Source organism: Pseudomonas citronellolis, from assembly GCF_900112375.1.
Lineage (GTDB): Bacteria > Pseudomonadota > Gammaproteobacteria > Pseudomonadales > Pseudomonadaceae > Pseudomonas > Pseudomonas citronellolis.
The window spans coordinates 1-23,120 of record NZ_FOLS01000042.1; the positions used below are offsets into that span (position 1 = coordinate 1).

The 23,120-nt window shown below is 68.6% G+C and carries 22 protein-coding genes, 1 pseudogene and 1 riboswitch; of the genes and pseudogenes, 11 read left to right on the top strand and 12 right to left on the bottom strand.

The window, feature by feature from the left end:
• The coding region (locus tag BM060_RS28620) for a helix-turn-helix domain-containing protein (RefSeq protein ID WP_177224366.1) at positions 1–222 on the bottom strand (222 nt) is incomplete at its 3' end.
• 372 nt (positions 223–594) lie between these two features.
• Here BM060_RS28620 and ligB point away from each other — a divergent pair.
• Positions 595–2,259 carry an NAD-dependent DNA ligase LigB gene (gene ligB, locus BM060_RS28625; protein ID WP_074985410.1) on the top strand — a complete coding sequence of 555 codons (1,665 nt, stop codon included), beginning with the start codon at positions 595–597 and terminating at the stop codon, positions 2,257–2,259.
• A gap of 4 nt (positions 2,260–2,263) precedes the next feature.
• Here ligB and BM060_RS28630 read toward each other — a convergent pair whose 3' ends face one another.
• Positions 2,264–3,565, bottom strand: a complete 1,302-nt coding sequence (locus tag BM060_RS28630; protein WP_074985412.1) for a ferredoxin reductase family protein — start codon at positions 3,563–3,565, stop codon at positions 2,264–2,266.
• 170 nt (positions 3,566–3,735) lie between these two features.
• Here BM060_RS28630 and BM060_RS28635 point away from each other — a divergent pair, with 170 nt between their 5' ends.
• Entirely contained in the window at positions 3,736–4,479 is a 744-nt protein-coding gene (locus tag BM060_RS28635) for a metallophosphoesterase (RefSeq protein WP_074985415.1), read from the top strand.
• On the opposite strand, the gene BM060_RS28640 is transcribed toward BM060_RS28635, so the two are convergent.
• The gene (locus BM060_RS28640; RefSeq protein ID WP_074985417.1) at positions 4,458–5,447 is read right to left on the bottom strand and encodes a CE1 family esterase; all 990 of its coding nucleotides are present in this window, start codon (positions 5,445–5,447) and stop codon (positions 4,458–4,460) included. The genes BM060_RS28635 and BM060_RS28640 overlap by 22 nt on opposite strands.
• Positions 5,448–5,596: 149 nt before the next feature.
• Between BM060_RS28640 and BM060_RS28645 the strand changes: the two genes are divergently transcribed.
• On the top strand, positions 5,597–5,983 hold the full coding sequence (locus BM060_RS28645) for a DUF1090 domain-containing protein (RefSeq protein WP_074985420.1): 387 nt from the start codon (positions 5,597–5,599) through the stop codon (positions 5,981–5,983).
• 88 nt (positions 5,984–6,071) lie between these two features.
• Here the strand turns inward: BM060_RS28645 and BM060_RS33435 are convergent.
• The 4 genes and pseudogenes from BM060_RS33435 to BM060_RS28660 form a co-directional block, all read right to left on the bottom strand.
• Positions 6,072–6,140, bottom strand: a pseudogene (locus BM060_RS33435) (hypothetical protein); the annotation flags it as partial.
• Between the two features lie 186 nt (positions 6,141–6,326).
• A complete protein-coding gene (locus tag BM060_RS28650; protein ID WP_074985423.1) occupies positions 6,327–6,785 on the bottom strand; it encodes a c-type cytochrome in 459 nt (152 codons plus the stop codon).
• Between the two features lie 131 nt (positions 6,786–6,916).
• Positions 6,917–7,303, bottom strand: coding sequence for an MAPEG family protein (locus BM060_RS28655; RefSeq protein ID WP_074985425.1), 387 nt, complete (start codon positions 7,301–7,303; stop codon positions 6,917–6,919).
• A gap of 119 nt (positions 7,304–7,422) precedes the next feature.
• Positions 7,423–8,253: an EamA family transporter gene (locus BM060_RS28660; protein WP_074985427.1), complete on the bottom strand. Its 831-nt coding sequence runs from the start codon at positions 8,251–8,253 to the stop codon at positions 7,423–7,425.
• Between the two features lie 154 nt (positions 8,254–8,407).
• Here BM060_RS28660 and BM060_RS28665 point away from each other — a divergent pair, with 154 nt between their 5' ends.
• Positions 8,408–9,022, top strand: a complete 615-nt coding sequence (locus BM060_RS28665) for a LemA family protein (RefSeq protein WP_009613681.1) — start codon at positions 8,408–8,410, stop codon at positions 9,020–9,022.
• A gap of 2 nt (positions 9,023–9,024) precedes the next feature.
• The gene (locus BM060_RS28670; RefSeq protein WP_245322946.1) at positions 9,025–9,915 is read left to right on the top strand and encodes a TPM domain-containing protein; all 891 of its coding nucleotides are present in this window, start codon (positions 9,025–9,027) and stop codon (positions 9,913–9,915) included.
• A gap of 3 nt (positions 9,916–9,918) precedes the next feature.
• Here BM060_RS28670 and BM060_RS28675 read toward each other — a convergent pair whose 3' ends face one another.
• From BM060_RS28675 to BM060_RS28695, 5 genes are all read right to left on the bottom strand, one after another.
• Complete coding sequence (locus BM060_RS28675) at positions 9,919–10,695, bottom strand: ABC transporter ATP-binding protein (protein WP_043268432.1); 777 nt, start codon at positions 10,693–10,695, stop codon at positions 9,919–9,921.
• Entirely contained in the window at positions 10,695–11,501 is an 807-nt protein-coding gene (locus tag BM060_RS28680) for an ABC transporter permease (RefSeq protein ID WP_009613685.1), read from the bottom strand. The genes BM060_RS28675 and BM060_RS28680 overlap by 1 nt, the downstream gene beginning before the upstream one ends.
• A 60-nt stretch (positions 11,502–11,561) precedes the next feature.
• Positions 11,562–12,569, bottom strand: coding sequence for an ABC transporter substrate-binding protein (locus tag BM060_RS28685; RefSeq protein ID WP_074985432.1), 1,008 nt, complete (start codon positions 12,567–12,569; stop codon positions 11,562–11,564).
• Between the two features lie 140 nt (positions 12,570–12,709).
• Positions 12,710–13,117, bottom strand: coding sequence for an acyl-CoA thioesterase (locus BM060_RS28690; protein ID WP_074985434.1), 408 nt, complete (start codon positions 13,115–13,117; stop codon positions 12,710–12,712).
• Positions 13,118–13,217: 100 nt separating this feature from the next.
• Entirely contained in the window at positions 13,218–14,126 is a 909-nt protein-coding gene (locus BM060_RS28695; protein ID WP_074985436.1) for a LysR family transcriptional regulator, read from the bottom strand.
• 214 nt (positions 14,127–14,340) lie between these two features.
• Here BM060_RS28695 and BM060_RS28700 point away from each other — a divergent pair, with 214 nt between their 5' ends.
• The 6 genes from BM060_RS28700 to rhlE2 all read left to right on the top strand — a co-directional run bounded on the left by BM060_RS28700 (position 14,341) and on the right by rhlE2 (position 22,880).
• The gene (locus tag BM060_RS28700; RefSeq protein ID WP_009613692.1) at positions 14,341–15,522 is read left to right on the top strand and encodes an acyl-CoA dehydrogenase; all 1,182 of its coding nucleotides are present in this window, start codon (positions 14,341–14,343) and stop codon (positions 15,520–15,522) included.
• A 91-nt stretch (positions 15,523–15,613) separates the two neighbouring features.
• Entirely contained in the window at positions 15,614–16,837 is a 1,224-nt protein-coding gene (locus BM060_RS28705) for a CaiB/BaiF CoA transferase family protein (protein WP_074985437.1), read from the top strand.
• Positions 16,838–16,986: 149 nt separating this feature from the next.
• A riboswitch (S-adenosyl-L-homocysteine riboswitch) is annotated at positions 16,987–17,090 on the top strand.
• A 22-nt stretch (positions 17,091–17,112) separates the two neighbouring features.
• A complete protein-coding gene (ahcY, locus tag BM060_RS28710; RefSeq protein WP_074985439.1) occupies positions 17,113–18,522 on the top strand; it encodes an adenosylhomocysteinase in 1,410 nt (469 codons plus the stop codon).
• 123 nt (positions 18,523–18,645) lie between these two features.
• Entirely contained in the window at positions 18,646–19,494 is an 849-nt protein-coding gene (gene metF, locus BM060_RS28715; RefSeq protein ID WP_009613698.1) for a methylenetetrahydrofolate reductase [NAD(P)H], read from the top strand.
• Positions 19,495–19,563: 69 nt separating this feature from the next.
• Positions 19,564–20,628, top strand: coding sequence for a hypothetical protein (locus BM060_RS28720; protein WP_074985441.1), 1,065 nt, complete (start codon positions 19,564–19,566; stop codon positions 20,626–20,628).
• A 248-nt stretch (positions 20,629–20,876) separates the two neighbouring features.
• Complete coding sequence (rhlE2, locus tag BM060_RS28725) at positions 20,877–22,880, top strand: RNA helicase RhlE2 (RefSeq protein WP_135499816.1); 2,004 nt, start codon at positions 20,877–20,879, stop codon at positions 22,878–22,880.
• Positions 22,881–23,120 lie beyond the last annotated feature (240 nt).

Sequence of the window (23,120 nt, forward strand, 5' to 3'; positions counted from 1 at the left end):
CTCATGCAAGGCCAGGACAGCGTGCTCCAGGTCCTCGCTGCTACGGCGGGGGCAACTCAAGGGACGCCGGGACTTATCCAGCAATCCCGGTTCGCCTTGCTCTCGGTAGCGTCGAAGCCACTTGTAGGCTGTTTTCGGACTGATCTCGAAGCGCCGGCACAGCTCCCGCACGTTGGCATCAGGCTGTTCTGCCAGGAGAACGAACTCATATCGACTGGACACAGGTGTGCACTCCTTCCACGGCATCGCTCGATCTCCCGATACGGCAATTCCGTGATCCTAAATGCGTTACCTATGTCTCCCGACACCTGTTACCCATGTCTCCCGGCAGAACACAAGCTCAACCCATCCTACGAAAAGCAGCTCGGCGCAGTCGGTGAGACAGTTGCTCCTACGATTCAGGGAAGCTTGGACGTAGGAGCGGACTCTGTCCGCGATTGGATTCACCGCTTGGCGTGAAGTGAAATCACGACGCTCCCTGAATCCTGTTCGCGATAACGCCACATCCCGGAAACCTCCCACACTCCACCCGGCCCCTTCGCGGCGGCGGCGCACCTAGCCTGGAACCCCCTCCAGGCGCAAGGAAGCCCGCCGATGAAAGCCCTGCTCGCCTCAGCCCTGCTGCTCCTCCCTCCCCTCTCCCTGGCCTGCCCCGGCTGGCCCGAACAGCGCGCCGGCGAAGAGCTGCTGGGCCTGCGCCAGCAACTGGATGCCTGGGACCAGGCCTACCACCAGCGCGGCGAAAGCCCGATCGCCGACGAACTCTACGACCAGGCCCGGCAGCGCTTCAGCCTTTGGCGCGGCTGTTATCCACAGCTCGCCATCGAGCCGCCCCCGCCGCTGCCGGCCAGCCGCGGCAAGCTGCGTCACCCCGCGGCCCATACCGGCCTGGACAAGGCCGCCGACGCCAGCGAAGTCCGCCAGTGGATGGCCGGGCGCGAGGACCTCTGGGTGCAGCCCAAGATCGATGGCGTGGCCGTGACGCTGGTCTACCAGGACGGTGAACTGGTCCAGGCCATCAGCCGCGGCGATGGACTCCACGGCCAGGACTGGACCGCCAACGCCCGCCGCCTGCCGGCCGTGCCGCAACGTCTGCCCGCCGCGGGCCGGCTGGTGTTGCAGGGCGAACTCTACTGGCGCCTGCCGGGCCACGTGCAGGCGCAAAGGGGCGGCCTCGGCGCCCGCGGCAAGGTCGCCGGGCTGATGGCGCGCAGCGAGCCGGGCAAACAGGTTTCGCAGGTCGGCCTGTTCGTCTGGGAGTTGCCGCACGGCCCCCAAAGCATGGCGCAGCGCCTGGAGCGCCTGAAGGCGCTGGGCCTTGCTGATAGCGCAGCCCTGACGCTGCCGGTGGCGGGCTTCGAGGACGCCCAGCGCCAGCGCGAGCATTGGTACCGCAGCCCCCTGCACTTCGCCAGCGATGGCATCGTCGTCCGCCAGGGCTCGCGCCCCGCCGCGAAGGCCTGGCAGGCCGGCAGCGCCAGTTGGGTGCTGGCCTGGAAATACCCCTACCGCCAGGCCCTGGCCGAGGTGCGCCGGGTGCATTTCCGAATCGGCCGCACCGGGCGGGTGACGCCGCTGCTGGAGCTGCAACCGGTGACGCTGGACGACCGCCGCATCGCCCAGGTCAGCCTCGGCTCGACGCGGCGCTGGCAGGCCCTGGACATCCGCCCCGGCGACCAGGTGGCCATCGCCCTGGCCGGCCTGACCATCCCGCGGCTGGAAAGCGTGGTCTGGCGCTCGCCGCAGCGCCTTGCGGTAGAGCCTCCAGAGTCCGGGCGCTACCACGCGCTCAGCTGCTGGCGGGCAACGCCCGGTTGCGAAGAACAGTTCCTCGCCCGCCTCACCTGGCTGGGCGGCGAACAGGGTTTGGCCCTGGAAGGCGTGGGACCGGGCACCTGGCAGGCACTGCTGGAAGCCGGCCAGTTATCCGGCCTGCTCGACTGGCTGGAACTGCCGCCGGAAACCCTGCGCCAATTGCCGGGCTTCGCCGAGCACAGTGGCGAACGTCTGCACGCCCAGTTCCGCGCCGCGCGACAGCGTCCCTTCCAGCACTGGTTGCGGGCGCTGGGCGTGCCCCAGGTCGACAGCCTGCCGGCCACCGCAGACTGGGCCGAACTGAGCGCCCGGCAGGCCAGCGACTGGCGCCAGCTGCCGGGCGTCGGGCCGGTCCGGGCCCGACAACTGCAGGCCTTCTTTGCCGACCACGAGGTGCAGCGCCTGGGCGCGCAACTCGCCGCGGCCGGGGTAGCCGGCTTCTGAGCCCTCAGCGCAGGCGGAAGGCTTCCTGGTGGAAATTGCGCGCCGGCATGCCGCGCCGGCCGAGGTCGCGCCGCAGCAGGTCGGCCAGGCCCTGCGGGCCGCAGAACCACAGGCTCGGCCAGCGACCGGAGGCGTCCGGCGCCATGCTCAGGTCGTCGCCGCGCAGGTAACCTTCCTCGGCGCTGTAGTGGACCTTTAGCGCCACGCTGGGCAGGCCGTCGCACAGCTCGCGCAGGCGCCCGGCGTAGATGGCGTCGGCGGGACTGCGCACGCAGTAGTGCAGCTCCACTTCCGGCGCATCGGCCGGGTGCTGCTGCAGCGCCTCCAGCCAGGCCAGGAAGGGCGTGATACCGATGCCGCCGGCGATCCACACCTGGCGCTCGCCGCCGCGGCGGAAGTCGAAGCAGCCATAGGGCCCCTCGACCTTCACCGCATCGCCCAGCGCCAGGGCATCCTGCAGGCGCCGGGTGTAGTCGCCCAGGGCCTTGATGCTGAAGCGCACCTCGCCATTTCCCTGGTCGGCGCTGGAAATGCTGAAGGGGTGTTGCCCTTCCAGGCGGTCGCAGGTGAGGAAGGCGAACTGCCCGGCCTTGTGCCGCCAGTTGCGGCCGAGCCGGCAGGTGACCTCCAGCATGCGCTCGCCGGGCCGCGCCACCGCCACCACCACGCCCTGGTACGTGCGCCGCCGGCCGATGCGCCCGCTCAGGGCGATCAGCGCGCACACCGAGCCCAGCGCCGCGCACAGCGCCAGCAGCCAGCCGAGCGGCTGCGCCCAGTAGCCGGCCGGCGCCAGCACCACGCCATGGAAGGCCAGCACCAGGTAGACCAGCGCCAGCGTTTTGTGCACGTAGCGCCACAGGTGGTAGGGGAAACGCTGCCAGAGCGTCAGCACCAGCATGGCGGCGAGCAGCCAGGCCGACCACTCGCCCAGCTCCTTGGCCGAGCCGCGGAAGAGCTCGAGGAAGGTCTCCACCCGCGGCCCCTTCGCCGGCTTGGCGACGAACTTCGCCAGCAGCGGCCCGCCCAGTTCCAGCAGGTAGTGCAGCAGGCCCAGGCTGATGGCCAGGATGCCCGCCCAGCGGTGCACCCGGTACATGCGGTCGAGCCCGCCCAGCGGCCGCTCCAGCCAGGCCGGGCGCACCGCCAGGAGCATGATCAGCGACATCAGCGCGAAGGCGACGACGCCGCTCAGCAGGATGGCCTGCTTGCGCAGGACCCAGATATCGAAGGTACCCGGCGGATCGAGCACGAGCGCCAGCCCGAACGCCGCCAGCATGGTGGCGATGACGATGCCTACGAACTTCATATGGCCTCCCTGATTGCGAGCCTGGTCCGAGACTGGGCGCTCGGCCTTAATCATCCCTGAAGTTCGTATGGGAATTTTCCGCTGTTCGGCCTTGCCATGATCCAGGTCAAGCGCTGGGCAAGGCCGCGGGCGTGCCGCACAATGCCGGACCCGGCCAGGAGACAACCCGCATGCGTATCCGCGTCCTTTCCGACCTGCACCACGAGCACTTCGGCGGCCGCCGCGAGCTGCCCGCGGTGGACGCCGACCTGGTGGTGCTGGCCGGCGACATCCACGAGCACCTGCAGGGCCTGCACTGGGCCCGCGAGGCCTTCCCCGACACGCCGGTGGTCTACGTCGCCGGCAACCACGAGTTCTACCATTCCGACCTGCCGGAGCTGGCCCAGGCCATGCGCAACCTGGCCCGCGCCCTGGATATCCACTTCCTGGAGAACGACGCGGTGGTCATCGACGGCGTGCGCATCCTCGGCGCCACCCTGTGGACGGACTTCCTGCTCTACGGCGAGGAAAGCCTGCCGCTGACGCTGCAGCGCGCGCTGCGCCTGATGCCCGATTTCAGCTGCATCGACTGGTTCACCGCGCCCTTCACCCCGGCGCTCAGCCAGCAGTTGTTCGAGGCCTCGCGGGACTGGCTGACGGCGCAGCTGGCCGAGCCCTTCGCCGGGCCGACCGTGGTGGTCACCCACCATGCGCCCAGCGCCCGCTCCATTCCGCCGCAATACGTTGGCGACAGCCTGTCGCCGGCCTTCGCCTCGGACCTGGAGCACCTGGTGCAGCAGTGCGACCTGTGGCTGCACGGCCACGTGCACGATGCCCTGGACTACCGCATCGGCCGCGCCCGCGTGGTGGCCAACCCGGGCGGCTACCCGGGCGAGAAGGGCGGCTTCGACGCCTACGGCACCGTGGAAGTCTGAGCCACCGGCAACTGGTTGAAGAAGCGCCAGATCTCCGCCGGCCCGTCCAGTTCGGGGTCGGCAATGCCGAACAGGCGCGGCGGCCGATAGCCCGGCTGCGACAACAGATGGCCGCCGCCGTGCACGCTCACCAGTTCCACCGGCAGCATTCCCTCGCCCTGCCATTGCCAGCGCTCCGACCAGACCGGGCCGGGGCGCGTCAGCGGCTCGCGCTGCGCCGGCGCGCTGATGCCGTTGCGCCGCGCCAGCTCACCGGCCGAAGCCTCGCTGGAGAGCACCTCGCCGCGGTCGCCGAAGCCGAACAGCTTCACCCGCCCGCCGCCGTAGGGGTTGATCGGGTCGCGCGTGCCGTTCATCAGCAGCGCCGCCACCGCCCGCTGCGACTCGCTGCAGGCGTCGTTCGCCGCGCTCGGCAGGCTGGCCGCCACCAGGGCGATGCCGGCCAGCGGCAGCTCGGACTCCGCGGCCATGCGCAGGGCCATCTGCCCGCCGTTGGAGTAGCCGGCGAAGAACACCCGCTGCGGGTCCACCTGGCGCTCGCGCTGGATCCGCCGCACCAGCCGGGTGAGGAAGGCCACGTCGTCGATGTTGCGGGTGCGCGCGCTGTAGCTGGCCACCTTGCGGCAGTCGTTCCAGTGGCCCTCGAAACCGTCGGGGTAGAGCACCAGGAAGCCGTCGCGGTCGGCCAGGGCGTCGAAGCCGAAGCCGCTGTCGCGGCGCATCAGCTGGCCGTTGCTGCGCGAGGCGTGCAGCACCACCAGCAGTGCCGGGTTCGGCGCCAGGTTGGGCGGCACGTAGAGCACGTAGCCGCGGCGCAGGCCGCCGGCGCGCAGGGAGCTGTCCTCGCTCACCCCGGTGAGCATCGGCGGGCGCAGCTGCTCGCCGGGCAGCAGGTACCAGGCGCCCACCAGCAGGGCCGCCAGCAACAGCAGGATCAGCGCCTGAACCAGGCGAATCGCGATACGCATCCAGCCTCCCCCGCTCCGCCCGACGGAGCGCGTTCAATGGATCGACCAGGCCGCGGACTGCCATGGGGCAACCCCCACGCGCGCGCTTAATGGCAAACTCTAGACGTTCGTCAGCATCGATATCTCATTTGGTAACGCAGGACCCGAGAATGTTCCGATCCATTACCCTCACCCTCGCCGCACTGCTCTGCACCGGCGCCTTCGCCGCGCAACCCGAGCAGCCCCTGACCGGCTGCGCCGCCAAGCAGGCGGCCATCGCCGGCAAGCTGGAAGAAGCCCGCGCCCGTGGCGACAAGGGCGCCATCGCCGGCCTGGAAACCGCCCTGGAGAAAGCCCACACCTACTGCACCGACGGCAGCCTGACGCAAAAGCGCACCCAGCGCGTGCTGGACGCCGAGCGCGAAGTCAGCCAGCGCGAAAGCGACCTGCGCAAGGCCATGAACAAAGGCGACGCGGAGAAGATCGAGAAGCGCAAGGACAAGCTGGCCGAGGCCCGCGCGGAGCTGGAGCAGGCGAAGCGGGAGTTGGAGGAGTGAGAGCAGGGCTGGTTGCCTGGCTGGCTACCTGTAGGAGCGCGCCCTGCGCGCGAATCGCGGGCAGGGCCCGCTCCTACGGGGGTGTGCCTTAATCGCGTGGGGCGTAGGCGAAGACGTCGGCGCGCATCGGGTGGGCGTCCATGCCGGCGGCCACCAGTCCCGTAGGATGGGTTGAGCCCCTGCGAAACCCATGCGGTTGCGCTGATGGGTATCGCTTCGCTCAACGCCATCCTACGAGAAGCCGCGCCGGCCTAGACCGTAGGAGCGGAGCTTCTCCGCGATAGCCGTCATCTCCGGCGCGATTCGCGGATGAGATCCGCTCCTACAAAAAGCGGAGCGCCCGTCAAAGCGCCCGGAATTTCTTGTGGCAAGCCTCGCAGGCATCTTCCACCGCGGCCAGGTCCTTGCGCACGCCATCGGTGGTCGGGGTGGCCTGGCGGGTGTTGGCCTCCAGCGCGGCGGCGGCCTGCTGGAAGGTCTTGGCGTCGGCCTGGAATTCCAGCTGGCGCTGCCACAGCTCGTCCCTGGCGCGGCTGTCGCCGCCCTCGTCGGTCGGCTTGCTGGTGGGGAAGTACTGCCAGGGCTGGCTGGCCAGTTCGTTGAGCTTGACCGAATCGGCGCGGAATTTCTCGGCGTCGAAGACGACGCGGCCGCGCAGCATGCCGCCCATGTCCTCGCTGGCGTGGAGCATCTGCTTGAAGATCGCCTGGCGCTTGGCCAGCGGGGAATTCGGATCGAGACGGTGGCAACCGGCCAGGGCGGCACCGGCCAACAGCAGGACGAGCAGGGTCTTCAGCTTCATGAGCGGACTCTTGTAGGACAGGCCAGACACGGGAGCGGCGGATTATCCGCCGCTGCCCGGCATTGATCCAGAGCCCGCGCGCCCGCCTGCGGCCATCCGCCGCAGCGATGCGCGAACCGTTCAGCTGCGGTTCAGGCGGAGACCACAAAGAAGGCAGCGATCAGCGCCATGCCGACGAACCACACCAGCGAACGCAGCAGCGCCAGGTCGGCGAGGTAGAAGATCAGGTAGAGCAGGCGGCTGGTGAGCCAGGCGATGGCCAGGGTATCGAGGGTCGCCGGCTCGGCGTTGCCCACCACGTAGGCCACCAGCACGGCGATGGCGAAGGCCGGGGTGACCTCGAAGCTGTTCAGCTGGAAGACGTTGGCGCGCTTGCGGTAGCCCTCCAGGCTGGCCAGGAAGGTGCGCGGGTCGTGGTTCTGCCGGGGGTCGAAGCCGCCGCCGGTGAACTTGGCGATGCTGGTGCCCAGGTAGGGCAGGAAGAATGCGATCAGGATGCACCAGAAGGCGATGGGCATGAACGGAGGTCTCGTCGGCTGGGAAGGTGGCAGGTTGCCGCCAAGCATAGGCGAACGTCAGTGGCCGGCGGGCGGATGCGTGCGCCAAAGCGGCCAATCTCGCGGCCTGTTCGCCAATTTCAGAGCTTCATTACCAGCATCCCCGCCAACACCAGGCTGCAGGCCAACAGGCGCGGCAGGCCGAAGGGCTCCTTGAGGAAGCGCATGCCGAACAGCACCACCAGCACCACGCTGGTCTCGCGCAGCGCCGCGGCCTCGGCCACCGAGCCCAGCTGCATGGCCCAGAGCACCAGGCCGTAGCTGGCCATCACGCAGATGCCGACGCTCAGGCCGAGCTTCCACTGCGTCTGCCAGAAACGCGCGAAGGCGCGGGTGCGAGCGCTCAGGGCGAGCAGCGGGAAGGGCACGCCGGAGAGCAGCGTCAGCCACACCAGGTAGTCCAGCGGCTGTGGCCAGCGCTTCAGCGCGTGGCCGTCGGTCCAGGTGTAGCTGCCGATGCACAGGCCCATCAGCAGCACCACGGGGAAGGCGATCCAGGGCAGCCGCGAACCGCCGCCGCCCTTGAGCAGGAACAGCATGCCCAGCGGGATCAGCAGGATGCCGAGGACCTGCCGGTCGCTGAGCTGCTCGCCACCCACCAGCAGCGTCAGCGCCAGCACCACCAGCGGCGACAGGCCGCGCATCAGCGGGTAGACCAGACCGAGGTCGCCGACCTTGTAGGCCTGGATCAGCAACACCCGGTAGACCAGCTGCAGGGCCACGGCGCTGCCCAGCCAGGGCCAGACCTCGGCCGGCGGCAGGCTGATCCAGGGCAGCAGGGCGAGGGCCACGAGCAGGCCGACGAGGTCCATGCAGGCCACCACCAGCAGGCGGTCGGCGCTGAATTTGACGAGGGTGTTCCAGGCCGCGTGGAGCACGGCGGCGAGCAGCACCAGGGCGGTGGCGAACAAGGCGGGGCTTCCTGGTATAGACCAGTTGCGATTCTAGCGCCTCGCCCCCCATGCCCGGCAAGCCTCGGAAAGGCCTGAAGTGCGTATACAGCTCCGCACCGAGGGGCATGACTGGTCTAGACTGGGGGTTTCGCGATCGCCAGAGTCCCCTGCCATGCCCCGAATGCTCAAGTTCCTGTGCTGCTACGTCCTCGTCTCCCTGCTCACCGGCTGCGGCTACAACGCCATGCAGGCCGGCGACGAGCAGGTCAAGGCGGCCTGGTCCGAAGTGCTCAACCAGTACCAGCGGCGCGCCGACCTGGTGCCCAACCTGGTCAACACCGTGAAGGGCTATGCCGCCCACGAGGCCGCCGTGCTCACCCAGGTCACCGAGGCCCGGGCCAGGGTCGGCAGCACCACCCTCAACGCCGACCAGCTCGGCGACGCGGCGGCCATGCAGCGCTTCCAGCAGGCCCAGGGCGAACTCAGCTCGGCGCTCTCGCGGCTGCTGGTGGTCACCGAGAATTATCCACAGCTCAAGGCCGACGGCCTGTTCAAGGACCTGCTGACGCAGCTCGAAGGCACCGAGAACCGCATCACCGTGGCCCGCGGCCGCTACGTCAAGGCGGTGCAGGACTACAACGTGCTGATCCGCCAGTTCCCGCAGGTGATCACCGCGAAGATCTTCGGCTACCAGCCCAAGGCCAACTTCAGCGTGGAGAACGAGGCGGCCATCTCCACCGCGCCCAAGGTCGATTTCGGCACGCCGCAGCCGCAACCGGCGCAATGAGCATGCGCGCCTGGCTGCTGGCGCTGGCCCTGCTGTGCTGCGCGGGCCTGGCGCAGGCCGAGGTGGCCGTGCCGCAGCTGAGCGCGCGGGTCACCGACCTCACCGCCACCCTCGACGCCGAGCAGCGCGAGCGGCTGGAGCAGCAGTTGGCGGCGCTGGAGCAGCGCAAGGGCGCGCAACTGGCGGTGCTGATGATTCCCAGCACCGGCGAGGAGAGCATCGAGCAGTACGCGGTACGCGCCTTCGAGCAGTGGAAGCTGGGCCGCAAGGGCGTGGACGACGGCGCGCTGCTGGTGGTGGCCAAGGACGACCGCGCCCTGCGCATCGAGGTCGGCTACGGCCTGGAGGGCGCCGTCACCGACGTGCTGGCCGGGCGCATCATCCGCGAGCAGATAGTCCCGCACTTTCGCGAAGGCGACTTCGCCGGCGGCGTGCAGGCCGGGGTGGACAGCCTGGAGAAGCTGATCGACGGCGAGGCGCTGCCCGAGCCCCAGCAGGCCACCCAGGGCGACGACCTGGGCCTGCCGGCCGGCAGCCTGCTGCCGCTGTTCGCCCTGCTGGCCGGCGTGCCGCTGCTGGGGCGCCTGCTGCCGCTACCGTTCATGCGCCAGCGCAGCTTCGGCCGCTATGTGGTGTGCAGCGTGATCGTCGGGGTGCTGGCCGGCGTGCTCAGCCTGGTGCTGACCTTCAGCTTCGCCGCGCTGGTCAACAACGGCGTCAGCGCCTTCGTCTTCGCCCTCATCGCCTACCCCTTCTTCCTGCTGCCGGCCGGCTTCTTCCGTGGCGGGCGCGGCGGCGGTTTCGGCGGGGGCGGCTTCGGTGGCCGGGGTGGCGGCGGCTTCGGCGGTGGCGGGGGTTCCAGCGGCGGTGGCGGGGCCTCCGGCCGCTGGTGAGCCTCAGAGCACCGCGGCGCCGGCCTCTTCCTCGCGGATCGAGCGCAGCACCTGGCGCTGCAGCTCGATGAACTCGGCGCTGCCGGCCATCTCCTCGCGGCGCGGGCGCGGCAGGTTCACGTCGAAGGTGGTCTTGATCCGCCCCGGGCCCAGGCCCATGACCACGATGCGGTCGGACAGGTAGACCGCCTCCTCGACGTCGTGGGTGACGAACATCACCGTCAGCCGGTGCGTCTCCCAGATGCGCGTGAGCAACTCCTGCATCTGGTGGCGGGTCATGGCGTCCAGGGCGCCGAAGGGCTCGTCCATCAGCAGGATCTTCGGCCGGTAGGACAGCGCCCGGGCGATCGCCACGCGCTGCTTCATGCCGCCGGACAGCTCGGTGGGATAGGCGTCGGCGAACTTCTCCAGCTTCACCAGCTGCAGGTGCTCGGCGGCGATCTCGCGGCACTCGGCGCGCGAGCGGCCGGCGGCCTTGAGGGCGAATTCGACGTTCTGCCGCGCGGTCAGCCAGGGCAGCAGGGTGTAGGCCTGGAACACCACGCCGCGGTCCAGGCCGGGGCCTGCGATGGGCACGCCGTCGACCTTGACGCTGCCGCTGTCGAAGTCCTCCAGCCCCGCGGCGATGGACAGCAGGGTGCTCTTGCCGCAGCCGGAGGTGCCGACGATGGAGACGAACTCGTTGTCCGCCAGGGTCAGGTCGATGTTGCGCAGCACCTCGCGGCGCTCTCTGCCGACCGCGAAGCTCTTGTTCAGGCCGGAAATCTCCAGGGTCGCCATCAGCCGCGCCTCCGGTTGTAGCGGAACAGGACGCGCTCGGCGGCGCGCATGGCCTGGTCGGTGACCAGCCCCAGCAGGCCGAGCAGCAGGATGTAGCCGATGATGGTGTCGGTCTGGAAGAAGCGCTGCGACACCACGATGCGGTAGCCCAGGCCCGAGGTGGCGGCCACCAGCTCGGCCAGCACCAGCCAGGTCCAGGCCCAGCCGAGGCTGATGCGCAGGGCGTCCCAGATGCCCGGCAGGGCGCTGGGCAGGACGATCTTCAGGAGAATGCGCCGGTCGGGCATGCCCAGGGTCCGGCCGAGGCCGACGAAGTCCGGCGGCACGCGCTTGATGGCATCCATCACCATCAGCACCTGCTGGAAGAAGGTGCCGATCCAGATGATGAGGAATTTCTGGAAGTCGCTGGTGCCGGCCCAGAGGATGCTCAGCGGCACGAAGGCCACCACCGGCATGTAGCGCACGAAGTCCACCAGCGGCTCGGTGGCGGCCTTCCAGAAGCCGTAGCAGCCGGCGAACACGCCGATGACGATGGACATCGCCGAGGAAATCGCGAAGGCCACCAGGATGCGGTAGACGCTGACCTTCAGGTCGGCCCACAGGGTGCCGTCGGCGGCCAGCCTGAGCATGCGCGCCCAGACGTCGCCGGGCGCCGGCAGGAATATCTTCGGCACCGCGCCGCTGGCGCCGGCCGCCCACCAGGCCAGGGCCAGCAGGACGAATACGCCGCCGCCGATCAGCAGCAGGTGGGTGCGCGCCAGCGGCTTGCCGATGACGAACAGCGGGGAGGGTTTACGGGCGTTCATGCTGGGCTCGGGGTAGCGAGTGGAACGCGCACCGGCCCTGTGGCCGGCGCGCGGGGTGCGTCACAGCGCCTCGGCGAAGCGCGCGTCGACGGCCTGTTCCGGGGTCACCGGCTGCTGGATGATGCCGGCTTCGGTGGCGGCCTTCTGGATGTGCGCGAAGGAGTCCTTGACGAAGGCGCCCTTCAGCTCGGTCTTGTTCTCGTCCAGGGAATAGAAGCGCACGCCGTCGAAGGCGCTCGCAAGCTCCGCCGGCTCGGCGCCGACGCCCTTGGCGATGGCCGCGCGGCCTTCGGCGGTGTGGGCCTGGTAGTGCTTCAGGCCGGCTTCCCAGCTCTTGAGCAGGGCCAGCACCTGGCCGGGGCGCTGCTTGAGCACCTCGTCGCGGACCACGAAGACGTCGCTGATGATGCCCGGGTCGTCCGAGCCCTTGTACAGCAGGTTCACTTTCGGGTTCTGCTGCCTGGCGGCGCTCAGGTAGGGCTCGTAGGTCACCGCCGCCGGCACCTGGCCTGCGATCAGCGCGGAACCGGCGTTGGCCGCCGGCATCGGCACCGGCTGCACGTCGGCCAGGCTCAGGCCGGCCTTGCGCAGGGCGCTGTGCAGGAGGATGTCGCTGGTGGTGCCCTCTTCATAGGCGACCTGCTTGCCCTTGAGGTCCTTCAGCGTCTTGATCGAGGGGTCGACGATCAGCGCGTCGGCGCTGGTGCTCTGGTCCAGCAGCAGGACGATCTTCACCGGCAGGCCGGCGGCGACCATGGCCATGGCGGTGTGGGTGGCGAGGTTGCCGCCGTCGATCTGGCCGCTGGCCAGGGCGGCATTCATGTCCTTGTCTTCGGTGAAGTTGACCAGCTCGACCTTGTCCAGGCCGTTGGCCTTGAAGGCCCCGGCCTGCTCGGCGACGTACCACTGGCCGTAGCCCAGCCAGGGCTGCATGCCCATCTTGAAGGTGCCGGCCTCGGGCTTGAGGTCGGCCTTGGGCTCGGCGGCCTGGGCGGCGCCGCCCAGCAGGATGGCGCAGCAGGTGGCTGCGACGAGGCGGCGCAGCGTGGATGCGATGGGCGCTTGCATGGTGTCTCCCCGGTCTTCTTCTGTGGTGGTACGACGGGGGAGCGTTGGCCCGCACCCGCCGTGGGCGGGCACAGGCTCACACGAAACCGATCGGATGCAAAGCCTCCGGCGTCGCTGCGGGCCCGGAGGCAGGCCCCGGCTCAGGCCTCGTTGATGTCGTCGTCCTTGAACTGGTCCTTGATGTAGGTGATCTCGGTCTTGCCGTGGGGCGCCGGCAGGCCGTCCGGGCCCATGTTGACGAAGACCATCTTGTCGATGGTGAGGATGCTCTTGCGGGTGATCTTGTTGCGCACGTGGCAGGTCAGGGTGATCGAGGTGCGGCCGAAATCGGTGGCGGTGATGCCCATCTCGATGATGTCGCCGGTGCGCGCCGAGCTGACGAAGTTGATCTCGGAGATGAACTTGGTGACCACACGCTGGTTGCCCAGTTGGACGATGGCGTAGATGGCCGCCTCCTCGTCGATCCACTTCAGCAGGCTGCCGCCGAACAGCGAGCCGTTGGGGTTGAGGTCTTCGGGTTTTACCCATTTGCGGGTGTGGAAATTCATGGGAACTCCTTGCTGGTTGCGCCTCGTGAGCGCGATGACGGGTCGAGCCCCGCCGGCTGCGCAATTATCGCGCGGATCGCCGCTTCTCGCCCGGCCCGGATCAGCCCAGGCCGGCCTCCTCGCGGTAGATGCGCGCCTGTTCCACCAGCCAGTCGCGGAAGGCACGGACGATGGCGGACTCCACCTTGCGCTCGGGAATCATCAGGTAATAGGCGTGCTCGCTCAAATAGGCATGTTGCATCGCCACGATCAGCCGGCCCTCGGCCAGCTCGCGCTGGATCAGCATGGGTGGGATCAGCGCCACGCCCATGCCGAGCATGGCCGCCTGGGCGAGCATGGAGAACAGCTCGTAGCGGGTGCCGCTCATGTCGTGGGCGACGCTCATGCCCAGGGAGCCGAACCACTGGCGCCAGGCGTAGGGCCGGGTGGTCTGCTGCATCAGCGGCAGCGCGGCGATCGCCTCGGCGCTGAGGCTGGCGCGGCCTTCGAGCAGCTCGGGGCTGCACACCGGCACCGGGTTCTCGCGCATGAGGAAGTGCTTCACCGTGCCGGACCAGGCGCCGTCGCCGAAGTACAGCGCGCAGTCGAAGTCGGTGTCGGCGAAGAGGAAGGGCCGGGTGCGGTTGGTCAGGTTCACCGTGACCTCCGGGTACAGCCCCTTGAAGGCCTTCAGCCGCGGCAGCAGCCACTGGGTGGCGAAGGTCGGTACCACCGCCAGCTCGATGCTGCCGCCGCCCTGCTGGCCCATCACCGCCAGGGTGTCGCGCTCCACCGCGTCCAGCCGCGCGGCGATGCGCCGGCTGTAGCCCAGCCCCGCCTCGGTGAGCTTGACGCCGCGCCGCGAGCGGCGGAACAGTTCGACGCCGAGGAACGCCTCCAGCCCGGCGATCTGCCGGCAGATGGCGCTCTGCGTCAGCGACAGTTCCTCGGCGGCCTTGGTGAAGCTTTCATGGCGCGCCGCCGACTCGAAGCTGACCAGCGCCGCGGTGGTGGGGATCTTGCGCCGCATCGAATGCCTCTTGGGAATCTCGTGATCCGCGAAGCCCGGGAAACAGGCCATTCAAACATTCGTTTCATGGGGCCCGGGCGATCACGGAGTGAGAAAATAGCACAACAGCGTGCGAATTAGTCGGTTGCCGCACCGGTCGGCGGCTGACTAGGATCGACCGCACTGCGTCCGCCTAAACTGGTCGGACACCCTGTCACTGCCCCGAGGTAACCCGATGGCCACCAAAGCAAGCTTCAACTGGGAAGACCCGCTGCTGCTGGATCAGCAACTCACCGAAGAAGAGCGCATGGTTCGCGACAGCGCCCAGCAGTTCGCCCAGGACAAGCTGGCCCCGCGCGTGCTGGAGGCCTTCCGCCACGAGCAGACCGACCCGGCGATCTTCCGCGAGATGGGCGAGACCGGCCTGCTCGGCGCGACCATCCCCGCCGAATACGGCGGCAGCGGCCTGAACTACGTGTGCTACGGGCTGATCGCCCGCGAGGTCGAGCGCGTCGACTCCGGCTACCGCTCGATGATGAGCGTGCAGTCGTCCCTGGTCATGGTGCCGATCTACGAGTTCGGCAACGAAGCCACCAAGCAGAAGTACCTGCCGAAACTGGCCAGCGGCGAATACATCGGCTGCTTCGGCCTGACCGAGCCGAACCACGGCTCCGACCCGGGCTCGATGATCACCCGCGCCAAGAAGGTCGACGGCGGCTACCGCCTGTCCGGCGCCAAGATGTGGATCACCAACAGCCCGATCGCCGACGTCTTCGTGGTCTGGGCCAAGGACGACGAAGGCCAGATCCGCGGCTTCGTCCTGGAGAAAGGCTGGGAAGGCCTGTCCGCCCCGGCGATCCACGGCAAGGTCGGCCTGCGCGCCTCCATCACCGGCGAGATCGTGATGGACAACGTGTTCGTCCCCGAAGAGAACGCCTTCCCCGAAGTGCGTGGCCTGCGCGGCCCGTTCACCTGCCTGAACTCGGCGCGCTACGGCATCTCCTGGGGCGCCCTGGGCGCCGCCGAGGCCTGCTGGCACACCGCCCGCCAGTACACCCTGGACCGCAAGCAGTTCGGCCGCCCGCTGGCCGCCAACCAGCTGATCCAGAAGAAACTGGCCGACATGCAGACCGAAATCACCCTGGCCCTGCAAGGCTGCCTGCGCCTGGGCCGGATGAAGGACGAAGGCACCGCTGCGGTGGAAATCACCTCGATCATGAAGCGCAACAGCTGCGGCAAGGCCCTGGACATCGCCCGCATGGCCCGCGACATGCTCGGCGGCAACGGCATCTCCGACGAGTTCGGCGTGGCCCGCCACCTGGTCAACCTGGAAGTGGTGAACACCTATGAAGGTACCCACGACGTCCACGCGCTGATCCTCGGCCGCGCCCAGACCGGCATCCAGGCCTTCTTCTAAAAAAAGCGGCTCCAGGCGGCAGGCTTCAGGCGGCAGGCAAGAGCGCTCCGTCTGAAGCCTGCAGCCTGTGGCCTGCAGCCCAGGAGCTTCTATGTCCGGCGCCCTGTCCCATATCCGCGTTCTCGACCTTTCCCGTGTCCTGGCCGGCCCCTGGGCCGGGCAGATCCTCGCCGACCTCGGCGCCGAAGTGATCAAGATCGAACGTCCCGGCAGCGGCGACGACACCCGCGCCTGGGGCCCGCCGTTCCTCAAGGACGCCGAGGGCCGCGACACCAGCGAGGCGGCCTACTACCTGTCGGCCAACCGCAACAAGAAATCCCTCACCATCGACTTCACCCAGCCCGAAGGCCAGCGCCTGGTGCGCGAGCTGGCGGCCAAGGCCGACATCGTGCTGGAGAACTTCAAGGTCGGCGGGCTGAAGAGCTACGGGCTGGACTACGAGTCGCTCAAGCAGCTCAACCCGAAGCTGATCTACTGCTCCATCACCGGCTTCGGCCAGACCGGCCCCTACGCCAAGCGCGCCGGCTACGACTTCATGATCCAGGGCCTGGGCGGCCTGATGAGCATCACCGGCCGCTCCGACGCCGAGGAAGGCGCCGGCCCGGTGAAAGTCGGCGTGGCGCTGACCGACATCCTCACCGGCCTGTATTCGTCCACCGCCATCCTCGCCGCCCTCGCCCACCGCGACGTCAGCGGCATCGGCCAGCACATCGACATGGCCCTGCTCGACGTGCAGGTGGCCTGCCTGGCCAACCAGACGCTGAACTACCTGACCACCGGCATCCCGCCGCGGCGGCTGGGCAACGCCCACCCGAACATCGTGCCCTACCAGGACTTCCCCACCGCCGACGGCGACATGATCCTCACGGTCGGCAACGACGGGCAGTTCCGCAAGTTCTGCGAACTGGCCGGGCACCCGGAATGGGCCGACGACGAACGCTTCGCCAGCAACAAGGCGCGGGTCGCCCACCGCGACGTGCTGATCCCGTTGATCCGCCAGGCCACGGTGATGCGCACCACTGCGCAGTGGATCGCCGCGCTGGAGCAGGCCGGCGTGCCCTGCGGGCCGATCAACGACCTGGCCCAGGTGTTCGCCGACCCGCAGGTGATCGCCCGCGGCCTGCGCGTGGACCTGCCGCACCCGCTGGCCGGCAGCGTGCCCCAGGTGGCCAGCCCGATCCGCCTGTCGCAGACCCCCGTCGAGTACCGCAACGCCCCGCCGACCCTCGGCCAGCACACCGAGCAGATTCTCGAAAGCGTGCTCGGCCTGGACGCCGCCGCCATCGGCAAGCTGCGCGAGCAGGGCGTAATCTGAACCCGCGCGCCGCCGCGCCAGGGTATTCACGGCCCCTGGCGCGGCGCGGGCGGGCCCGGCGGACGACGGAAAACCTTTGGCTTGCCGCCCGGCATCGCTATAATCCGCAGGCTTCACCGGCCGGCTCCGCTCCGGCCGTTCCCGCCACCCGTTCCGAGGGGCGCTGCAGCAAGCCAAGGCTTGTCAGGCTCGGACGGGGCGCGTCCCGGTCGGCGTCCGCCGGCCGTTAACGCATCAACGGCGCCCATTCGCAGACAACGAATGGAGAGTTACGCATGAGCGCTGTCATGACGCCTGCCGGTTTCACCGACTATAAAGTCGCCGACATTTCCCTGGCCGCCTGGGGCCGCCGCGAGCTGATCATCGCCGAGTCCGAGATGCCGGCACTGATGGGCCTGCGCCGCAAGTACGCCGCCAGCCAGCCGCTCAAGGGCGCCAAGATCCTCGGCTGCATCCACATGACCATCCAGACCGGCGTGCTCATCGAGACCCTGGTCGCCCTCGGCGCCGAAGTGCGCTGGTCGTCCTGCAACATCTTCTCCACCCAGGACCAGGCCGCCGCCGCCATCGCCGCCGCCGGCATCCCGGTGTTCGCCTGGAAGGGCGAGACCGAGCAGGAGTACGAGTGGTGCATCGAGCAGACCATCCTCAAGGATGGCCAGCCGTGGGACGCCAACATGGTGCTGGACGACGGCGGTGACCTGACCGAGATCCTGCACAAGAAATACCCGGCGATGCTGGAGAAGATCCACGGCATCACCGAAGAGACCACCACCGGCGTGCACCGCCTGCTCGACATGCTCAAAGCCGGCACCCTGAAAGTCCCGGCGATCAACGTCAACGACTCGGTGACCAAGAGCAAGAACGACAACAAGTACGGCTGCCGCCACAGCCTCAACGACGCCATCAAGCGCGGCACCGACCACCTGCTGTCGGGCAAGCAGGCGCTGGTGATCGGCTACGGCGACGTGGGCAAGGGCTCGGCGCAGTCGCTGCGCCAGGAAGGCATGATCGTCAAGGTCGCGGAAGTCGACCCGATCTGCGCCATGCAGGCCTGCATGGACGGCTTCGAAGTCGTCTCGCCGTACAAGAACGGCCTGAACGACGGCACCGAGGCCAGCGTCGACGCTGCCCTGCTGGGCAAGATCGACCTGATCGTCACCACCACCGGTAACGTCAACGTCTGCGACGCCGGCATGCTCAAGGCCCTGAAGAAGCGCGCAGTGGTCTGCAACATCGGTCACTTCGACAACGAGATCGACACCGCCTTCATGCGCAAGACCTGGGCCTGGGAAGAGGTCAAGCCGCAGGTGCACAAGATCCACCGCACCGGCAAGGACGGCTTCGATCCGCACAACGACGACTACCTGATCCTGCTCGCCGAGGGCCGCCTGGTGAACCTGGGCAACGCCACCGGCCACCCGAGCCGCATCATGGACGGTTCCTTCGCCAACCAGGTGCTGGCGCAGATCCACCTGTTCGAGCGCAAGTTCGCCGACCAGCCGGCCGCCGAGAAGGCCAAGCGCCTGAGCGTCGAAGTGCTGCCGAAGAAGCTCGACGAGGAAGTCGCCCTGGAGATGGTCCGCGGCTTCGGCGGCGTGGTCACCCAACTGACGCCGAAACAGGCCGAGTACATCGGCGTGACCGTCGAAGGTCCGTTCAAGCCGGATACTTACCGCTACTAAAAAGCCGCTGGAAGCCGGAGGCTGGAGGCTGGACGAAAAAGCGCACCGATCTGCCTTTTCGTTCAGCCTTCAGCCTTCAGCCTTCAGCGATCACGTCCCGACAGCCTCTTGCGGATCTGTTCCATGACGACATCCGATCGCCGCTTCAGCTTCGAGTTCTTCCCCGCCAAGACCGAAGCCGGGCATGAAAAACTGCTGGCCACCGCGCGCCAGCTGGCCGGCTACAAGCCGGACTTCTTCTCCTGCACCTACGGTGCCGGTGGTTCCACCCGCGACCGTACCCTGGTCACCGTCCTGCAGCTGGACGGCGAGGTGAACGTCCCCACCGCGCCGCACCTGTCCTGCGTCGGCGACACCAAGGCCGAACTGCGCGCCCTGCTCGCCCACTACAAGGACGCCGGCATCCGCCGCATCGTCGCCCTGCGCGGCGACCTGCCCTCGGGCATGGGCATGGCCAGCGGCGAGCTGCGCTACGCCAACGAACTGGTGGAGTTCATCCGCGCCGAGACCGGCGACCACTTCCACATCGAGGTCGCTGCCTACCCGGAAGTACATCCGCAGGCACGCAATTCCGAGCACGATCTGGCCAATTTCGTACGCAAGGTCAAGGCCGGTGCTGACAGTGCAATCACGCAGTATTTCTTCAACGCCGACAGCTATTTCCACTTCGTCGAGCGTGCACAGAAGTTGGGCGTCGACATCCCGATCGTCCCGGGCATCATGCCGATCACCAACTACTCCAAGCTGGCGCGTTTCTCGGACGCCTGTGGCGCCGAAATCCCCCGCTGGATCCGCAAGCAGCTGGAAGCCTATGGCGACGACATCGCCAGCATCCAGTCCTTCGGCGAGCAGGTGATCACCGAGATGTGCGAACGTCTGCTGGACGGCGGCGCCCCCGGGCTGCATTTCTACACGCTGAACCAGGCCGACCCCAGCCTGGCACTGTGGAAAAACCTGAAGCTGCCCCGCTAGCGCAACGGCGTTCCGCCGCCCGCAACGGGCGGCGGTTCACCGGCCAGGACGCTAGAGGTTCCACATGGCATGGCACATGCCCCCTCTCTGATCTACCTCGTGTACGGTCGCCAGACCTACCATCAGGAAGCCCTGTTCAGCATCGCCAGCGCCATCGCCCGGGCACGGGAAACGCCGCAGCTGCGCCTGGACATCCAGGTCGTCACCGATGACGGCGCTCCCTACGCCGGGCTGCCGGTGCGGGTGCGCCACATCGACGCAGGCACCCTGGCCGGCTGGTACGGGCCGCACGGCTATCACTTCCGCGCCAAGCACGTGGCCCTGCGCCAGGCGCTCGACGAACTGCCCGCCGCCGTGCTGATCGACACCGACACCTTCTTCCACGTATCGCCAGCCCGGCTGTTCGCCCAGGTGCGGCCCGGCGCCCTGCTGTGCAACGCCGTGCGGCACCGGCTTGGCGACTCGCCGGCGCCCGTCTACCGCCAGCTGATCGAGCCCCTGAAAGCCCGCGGACTGGCCGACGAACGGACGCCGCTGATCAATTCCGGAGTGATCGGACTGACCCGCGAAGACGCCGTCGTACTCGACCGTTCGTTGGAATTGATGGATGACCTCTACCCAATTGCCCGCGCAGCCTATAATCTTGAAGAGTTCGTTCTGGCGATTGCGGCCTACAGACAACTGGAACCCGTCGGTTGTACCGACCTCATCCACCATTATTGGAGCCGCAAGCAGTTGTTCCGGGCGAAAGTCCAGGCCTGGCTGCACAAGCACCGAACGTCCCTTCTCAGCCCCCTGGCTCTCGACGACACCCAACTGGTGACCGACCGCCTGCCGCGTCCACCACGGGCCGCGCGCCTGCTGTACAAGCTGAGAACACTGCCGTTGCCGGTCCCGATGCGCCAGTTCAGCCTGGAGCTGTTCTACGGGTGCCACGACTACGACAACGAGTTCGACCGGGCCTGCGGCCCCGTCTGGTGGGAAAAGGCCGCGACCAATGTCATCGCGCGCCATCCCGACCAGCCGGTGCAAGAGCAGCTCGGTGAATGGCTGAACCACAAGGTGTTGCGCCATCTCCTCGGCCCAAGGCTCGAGGAGATACGCCAGCACCTACGCCAGCAGGACCTGCTCTGAACGGCAGGCCGGCGCTGGCAGCGCCTCTGCCCTTCCGGGGCCGGGCGCAAACCCCAGGCCGGCGGCCCTTGCCGCCGGCCCCCGGAGGAGCCCGCGAGGGCCCCTGCCAGTAGCTCGGCCATGGGTGCATACGCAGCGCCCCGCGCCGTCCCTCTTCCCGCCACGGGAACGAGGGTACAGAGGAGTTCGAAGAACTTGGTGACTTCACATTCGCCGGCCAGCCGCCGGCTCATATAGGAATACCCCGCATGTCCTTTTCCTCCCTCGGTCTCTCCGAGGCGCTGGCCCGCGCAGTAGAGGCGGCGGGCTACAGCCAGCCCACCCCTGTCCAGGAGCGGGCGATTCCCGCCGTATTGCAAGGTCGCGACCTGATGGTCGCGGCCCAGACCGGCACCGGCAAGACCGGTGGCTTCGCCCTTCCGGTGCTCGAGCGGCTGTTCCCCGAAGGCCACCCCGACCGTGAACACCGCCACGGCCCGCGCCAGGCGCGCGTGCTGGTGCTGACGCCGACCCGCGAGCTGGCCGCCCAGGTCCACGACAGCTTCAAGGTCTATGCCCGCGACCTGCCCCTGAAGAGCGCCTGCATCTTCGGCGGCGTCGGCATGAATCCCCAGGTCCAGGCCATGTCCAAGGGCGTCGACGTGCTGGTGGCCTGCCCCGGCCGCCTGCTCGACCTGATCGGCCAGGGCAGCGTCGACCTCTCCCGCGTGGAGATCCTGGTCCTCGACGAAGCCGACCGCATGCTCGACATGGGCTTCATCCACGACGTCAAGAAGGTCCTCGCCAAGCTGCCGCCCAAGCGCCAGAACCTGCTGTTCTCGGCGACCTTCTCGAAAGACATCACCGACCTCGCCAACAAGCTGCTGCACAACCCCGAGCGCATCGAGGTCACCCCGCCGAACACCACCGTCGAGCGCATCGAGCAGCGCGTGTTCCGCATCCCCTCGGTACAGAAGCGCGCCCTGCTGGCGCACCTGGTGACCGTGGGCGCCTGGGAGCAGGTGCTGGTCTTCACCCGCACCAAGCACGGCGCCAACCGCCTCGCCGAGTACCTGAGCAAGCACGGCCTGCCGGCCGCCGCGATCCACGGCAACAAGAGCCAGAACGCGCGCACCAAGGCCCTGGCCGACTTCAAGGCCAACGATGTGCGCATCCTGGTGGCCACCGACATCGCCGCCCGCGGCCTGGACATCGACCAGTTGCCCCACGTGGTCAACTACGAGCTGCCCAACGTCGAGGAAGACTACGTCCACCGCATCGGCCGCACCGGCCGTGCCGGGCGCAGCGGCGAAGCCATCTCGCTGGTGGCCCCGGACGAGGAGAAGCTGCTCAAGGCCATCGAGCGCCTGACCAGGCAGCAGATCCCCGCCGGCGATACCCAGGGCTTCGACCCCGAGGTGGCGCTGCCGGAAGTGGCCCTGCCCGAGCCCAAGGAACAGCCCCAGCGCCAGCCGCGCAAGGACAAGGCCAAGCGCGAGCGCAAGCCCAGGGACAAGGAGCCGCAGCAGGCGCAGCCCGCCGCCGAGGCAGCCCATGCCGACGCCGGCGCCGAGCAGGGCGACAAGCCGGCCGGCAAGCGCCGCCGCCGTGGCGGCCGCGGCAAGAAGAAGGGCGATGCCCAGGCCCAGGGCGAGCAGCAGGCTCAGCAGGCCCCGCGCGGCGACGCCCAGCCCAAGCAGCCCAGGCAACCCAAGCCGGCGGCGCAGGGCCAGAACCGCGATCCCGAGGAGTTCCTCGACGACGACTACGACAACTTCGGCAACCGCGCCGACTACGTCAGCCCCTTCCCGGACAAGGACGTGCAACGCGGCCAGCGCCGTCGCGGCGGCCAGCCCCAGGGCCAGGGCCAGGCGTCCCAGGGCCAGCGTGCCCGCGGTCAGGGCCAGGGCCAAGCTCAGGGCCAAGGCCAGAAGCAGAGCAAGCCGGGCCAGAAAGGCACTGGCCAGGGTGGCCAGGGCGCCCGCGGCAAGAACGCCAACGGCCAGGCCCGCGGCGGCCAGGGCGGCAACGCCCAGGGCAAGCAGCGCGCCGCCCGCAAGCGCGGCGGCAAGGGCCAACCCTCGCTGATGAGCGATGCGCCGCTGCGCGAGCCGAGCGAGTACGGCGCCGCCAAGCCGACCCGCCAGCCGGTGGTGATCAACAAGCGCGACCTGGTCCGCGGCGACCGCTTCCCCACCGCCGAGCAACTGGAAGAACTGGAACCGCGCCGCGACAAGGGCGAACGCCCGGCGCTGCTGACGCGTAACCGTTGAGTGCCAGTTGCTGAAGAAACCGCCCCTTGGGGCGGTTTTTTCTTGGCTGTGCGCAGGGCCTGGTCCTGTAGGAGCGAGCTTGCTCGCGAACCGTGTTTCCCTTTGGCGACGGCGTGTCGGCTCCACTCCGCACCCTCTCCCTAACCCTCTCCCTGAAGGGAGAGGGGACCGTTGGGCAGAGGTGGGTGTTTTAGAGTTAGCCGGTTAGCCCGGCAGGTTCCGGCTGAAACCATTACTTCT

What these genes read in the sequence shown, in the direction of transcription:
- ahcY (WP_074985439.1), top strand. Translation starts at nt 17,113, where the DNA reads ATGAGCGCTGTCATGACGCCTGCCGGTTTCACCGACTATAAAGTCGCC.
- BM060_RS28690 (WP_074985434.1), bottom strand. Translation starts at nt 13,117, where the DNA reads ATGAATTTCCACACCCGCAAATGGGTAAAACCCGAAGACCTCAACCCC.
- BM060_RS28640 (WP_074985417.1), bottom strand. Translation starts at nt 5,447, where the DNA reads ATGCGTATCGCGATTCGCCTGGTTCAGGCGCTGATCCTGCTGTTGCTG.
- BM060_RS28720 (WP_074985441.1), top strand. Translation starts at nt 19,564, where the DNA reads ATGGCACATGCCCCCTCTCTGATCTACCTCGTGTACGGTCGCCAGACC.
- BM060_RS28695 (WP_074985436.1), bottom strand. Translation starts at nt 14,126, where the DNA reads ATGCGGCGCAAGATCCCCACCACCGCGGCGCTGGTCAGCTTCGAGTCG.
- metF (WP_009613698.1), top strand. Translation starts at nt 18,646, where the DNA reads ATGACGACATCCGATCGCCGCTTCAGCTTCGAGTTCTTCCCCGCCAAG.
- BM060_RS28635 (WP_074985415.1), top strand. Translation starts at nt 3,736, where the DNA reads ATGCGTATCCGCGTCCTTTCCGACCTGCACCACGAGCACTTCGGCGGC.
- BM060_RS28700 (WP_009613692.1), top strand. Translation starts at nt 14,341, where the DNA reads ATGGCCACCAAAGCAAGCTTCAACTGGGAAGACCCGCTGCTGCTGGAT.
- BM060_RS28705 (WP_074985437.1), top strand. Translation starts at nt 15,614, where the DNA reads ATGTCCGGCGCCCTGTCCCATATCCGCGTTCTCGACCTTTCCCGTGTC.
- BM060_RS28655 (WP_074985425.1), bottom strand. Translation starts at nt 7,303, where the DNA reads ATGCCCATCGCCTTCTGGTGCATCCTGATCGCATTCTTCCTGCCCTAC.
- rhlE2 (WP_135499816.1), top strand. Translation starts at nt 20,877, where the DNA reads ATGTCCTTTTCCTCCCTCGGTCTCTCCGAGGCGCTGGCCCGCGCAGTA.
- BM060_RS28665 (WP_009613681.1), top strand. Translation starts at nt 8,408, where the DNA reads ATGCCCCGAATGCTCAAGTTCCTGTGCTGCTACGTCCTCGTCTCCCTG.
- BM060_RS28685 (WP_074985432.1), bottom strand. Translation starts at nt 12,569, where the DNA reads ATGCAAGCGCCCATCGCATCCACGCTGCGCCGCCTCGTCGCAGCCACC.
- BM060_RS28670 (WP_245322946.1), top strand. Translation starts at nt 9,025, where the DNA reads ATGCGCGCCTGGCTGCTGGCGCTGGCCCTGCTGTGCTGCGCGGGCCTG.
- BM060_RS28650 (WP_074985423.1), bottom strand. Translation starts at nt 6,785, where the DNA reads ATGAAGCTGAAGACCCTGCTCGTCCTGCTGTTGGCCGGTGCCGCCCTG.
- BM060_RS28630 (WP_074985412.1), bottom strand. Translation starts at nt 3,565, where the DNA reads ATGAAGTTCGTAGGCATCGTCATCGCCACCATGCTGGCGGCGTTCGGG.
- ligB (WP_074985410.1), top strand. Translation starts at nt 595, where the DNA reads ATGAAAGCCCTGCTCGCCTCAGCCCTGCTGCTCCTCCCTCCCCTCTCC.
- BM060_RS28675 (WP_043268432.1), bottom strand. Translation starts at nt 10,695, where the DNA reads ATGGCGACCCTGGAGATTTCCGGCCTGAACAAGAGCTTCGCGGTCGGC.
- BM060_RS28680 (WP_009613685.1), bottom strand. Translation starts at nt 11,501, where the DNA reads ATGAACGCCCGTAAACCCTCCCCGCTGTTCGTCATCGGCAAGCCGCTG.
- BM060_RS28645 (WP_074985420.1), top strand. Translation starts at nt 5,597, where the DNA reads ATGTTCCGATCCATTACCCTCACCCTCGCCGCACTGCTCTGCACCGGC.